Source organism: Bacillus sp. B2-WWTP-C-10-Post-4 (genome assembly GCF_009183805.1).
Lineage (GTDB): Bacteria > Bacillota > Bacilli > Bacillales > Bacillaceae_G > Bacillus_A > Bacillus_A cereus.
In genome coordinates, this window is record NZ_WEII01000220.1 from 1 (window position 1) to 3112 (window position 3112).

Sequence of the window (3112 nt, forward strand, 5' to 3'; positions counted from 1 at the left end):
CATTAGCATTAATCGCTTTTTTATTTATTATATATCAAGGTATCACAGTTCATATTCTATATGACCATTTAAAGAATGATTATATTACTATTTGGAGTGAAATTACCGGGAAACTAATTGCACAGAACCCAGAAAATGAATATGAAATAATACAAGCACTTACAAATGATACAGCAAATAAAAAAGAGTATTCCAGTGATGGAGAAATGCTATTAAATCAATATGGTCTATCTGCTGAATTGGACTCAAGACTTTTTCCTTATTTAAATAAACATATATCCCAAAACAATATATACATGTTCCTTGGAGCAATAGGGTTCAGCTTAATCCTAATTTTTCTAAATTACTTACAATATAAATCTTTTTTCTTAAAAATTAGAAATGTAACAGCTGCAGCGAATAAAATTATTGAAGGTGATTACACCATTGATATCAAGGAAAATAGAGAAGGTGATCTAGCTAAACTTGCTAATTCTTTTCATAAACTGAAAAATGTTATTAGAAAAAGTATGCATAATTTAACGGAAGAAAAACAATTTTTAATTCAAACTTTACAAGATATTTCTCATCAACTAAAAACACCACTCTCAACACTAACAGTGAACAATGATATCTTATTACAAGGTAAATTAAATGAACAACAATATCATTTTTTACACAATAATGATGTTCAAATTTCAAGAATCAACTTTTTAATACATAATTTATTAAAAGTTTCAAAAATAGATGCTAGAGCAATACTATTTGAAAAAGAAAACTCTGATATTATTGATACAATTTATGAGGTCATTGCTAGTTTGAACAGTAAATTAAATAAAAAAAATATGAACATACATTTAAAAACCAATGAAAAAATATTACTTTTCCATGACAGTATTTGGATGCAAGAAGCTTTATTAAATATTTTAAAGAATTCCATTGAACATTCAAATGATAATAGTTCCATTTATATTGAAGTCACAAACTCCCCTATTCATACTGAAATTATAATTCAAGATTTTGGTGAAGGTATTGCATCAGAAGATTTGCCATATATATTTGATAGATTTTACAAAACAAAAAATTCTAATAAAGAAGGGTCCATTGGAATTGGCTTAGCGCTATCAAAATCAATTATCGAAGCTCATCATGGATTTATTAAAGTAGAAAGCCAAAAACATTCATTCACAAAATTCACAATAACTTTTATGAAATATTAACAGTACATAAAAGTTATTATAAAGCCCTAACCTTTGAGTATATTTTTTAAAAATTAATCATCTGTTAAAAAAAGAACTTCGATTAATTTTTCATAAATGACTGTAGAGAGATAAATTTTTCCTTTGGGGGTAATTAAAAACCTTAGCTTGATGTGCATAGGATCACCATATCAAAAAGGAAACTTGTACGTTTGGACACAATTTAGAAACAAAATATCCGATTCCATGTACGTTAAGGGATTAGATATTTATTTTACTATTTTATATTGTGTACAATTTCTTGCTTATGAGGTCTGTGTGGCAACCGAACCAAATCTGATGGTAAGTATTAGTGGACATCAAAAATAGTACATTAATATAATTGCTTTTATTAATTATACAAGTCTACCTGTGGCAATAGTCTCAGGTATTTTTTCGTTCATTGTGTTTGTTTAATTTGTTATATTTTCTTAATAAAAAATAAGACACAGCCCAAATCACGACAGCGCCTACTATAGTTCCTATACACTTAATCAAAATCATTTATCCTCAAATTATTAATTACTTTGCTTCAATACCCATTCTCTTTACGAAAAGTATCTTTTCCATTCATGAAGTCAGCTGTATTACCAGGAATGCTATACTTCATATTCTTTTTCTTAGCTTTTTTCTTCACCCTCTTCTCTTCTACAACAGCTTGTAAATCTGCCTTCCATTGTTTAAACAAATCCTTTTCACGACACAGCGAATTTGTACCCCTTGGTTTAAATCTGAATCAAATAACTATATTTTATCTATTTATATAATCATTTAATATAAATATTCATTTTTCCAAAAAATAAAGAGCACCTGACGATTCCAGGTGCTCAAATATATGAAGTGGGGCTACCCCATTCTCTAATATATGCCTGTCCTTATTAAAAAGTGCAAAAAAAGGGTACCCTTCAGCAAATAAATATGGTGCTCCAAAGTTTCATCTCATATGATAATTCGTCACCATGAATTCATCATATGCTTGTCTAATTAGAATGTTCACTGGTTCAATGCGGAATTTCCTTTTAACTTTTAACAAATTAAAAACATCCATTTTGGATACTTAATGTACACTAATATTAATATTGAATAGCTTTATTGATAGACTGTCTAGAACAAAAAATAGACTAGCTGAAACTGATCTATATCCAATATTCTTTCCTGTAACATTGATAGTAATCTCCGCTAAATGGGTTCGCACATCATCTCTTTCAAAAAGTTTATCTTCGACCTTTTCGACTATTGCTACATTATCCACTTCTTTAAAAGTTTTCAGCAATTTTGTTTCAAGCAAAGTAAAATCAAAATTTTCACCTTTAACCACATCAAATTTAATCTATATTTTTAACTAGTAAATATATTTATATCAATATAATTTTTATATATTAACATTAAATAATTCAAAGGTCATTCTTTATTAAAATCCCCTATTGCTTAAATTTCTTCTTTATTTTCACATAAGGTACGTGAAATTTTATTATCTCATTATTGAATAGGAGAAACTTGAATAGCTAGTATGCCCCCAATCTACTCTGCATGGTTCCACTATCCATTAAGCCTTTAATAATTTACGTGTCTTTTCTATTTGATTAATTCTGTTTTTTTTAAGCGATATTTTATATCTATTTCGTATGTGTGTTAACCAGTTCGTTTGCAAACTTGTTTAATCAGCTTGTAAAAGTTATACCGAATTTATTTACGATTGGAAATTTATTGTGCGGTGTTTTCTCAATCACCTTGAATATGAGTGAATATTTGGGAGTAGCCTCCATTTTCATTTTCTTTTCAGCTGTTTTAGATTTTCTTGATGGAAGAATTGCGAGAAAATTAAAAGTGAACAGTGAGTTTGGCGTAGAATTGTATTCCTTAGCTGATATTGTTAGTTTCGGCGTTGCTCCTGC

4 protein-coding genes are annotated in these 3112 nt (G+C 28.4%); 2 read left to right on the forward strand and 2 right to left on the reverse strand.

Annotation, left to right across the window (positions count from 1 at the left end):
* Positions 1 to 1199, forward strand: a 1199-nt coding sequence (locus GBN78_RS29230) for a sensor histidine kinase (RefSeq protein WP_152128008.1), incomplete at its 5' end; no start/stop codon positions are given.
* Between the two features lie 550 nt (positions 1200 to 1749).
* Here GBN78_RS29230 and GBN78_RS30515 read toward each other — a convergent pair.
* Together GBN78_RS30515 and GBN78_RS29240 are read right to left on the reverse strand one after the other, a co-directional pair.
* Positions 1750 to 1905: a hypothetical protein gene (locus GBN78_RS30515; RefSeq protein ID WP_158335242.1), complete on the reverse strand. Its 156-nt coding sequence runs from the start codon at positions 1903 to 1905 to the stop codon at positions 1750 to 1752.
* Between the two features lie 369 nt (positions 1906 to 2274).
* A complete protein-coding gene (locus tag GBN78_RS29240) occupies positions 2275 to 2547 on the reverse strand; it encodes a hypothetical protein (protein ID WP_226798510.1) in 273 nt (90 codons plus the stop codon).
* Between the two features lie 323 nt (positions 2548 to 2870).
* On the opposite strand from GBN78_RS29240, the gene GBN78_RS29245 reads away from it, so the two are divergent.
* The coding region (locus tag GBN78_RS29245) for a CDP-alcohol phosphatidyltransferase family protein (protein ID WP_193224774.1) at positions 2871 to 3112 on the forward strand (242 nt) is incomplete at its 3' end.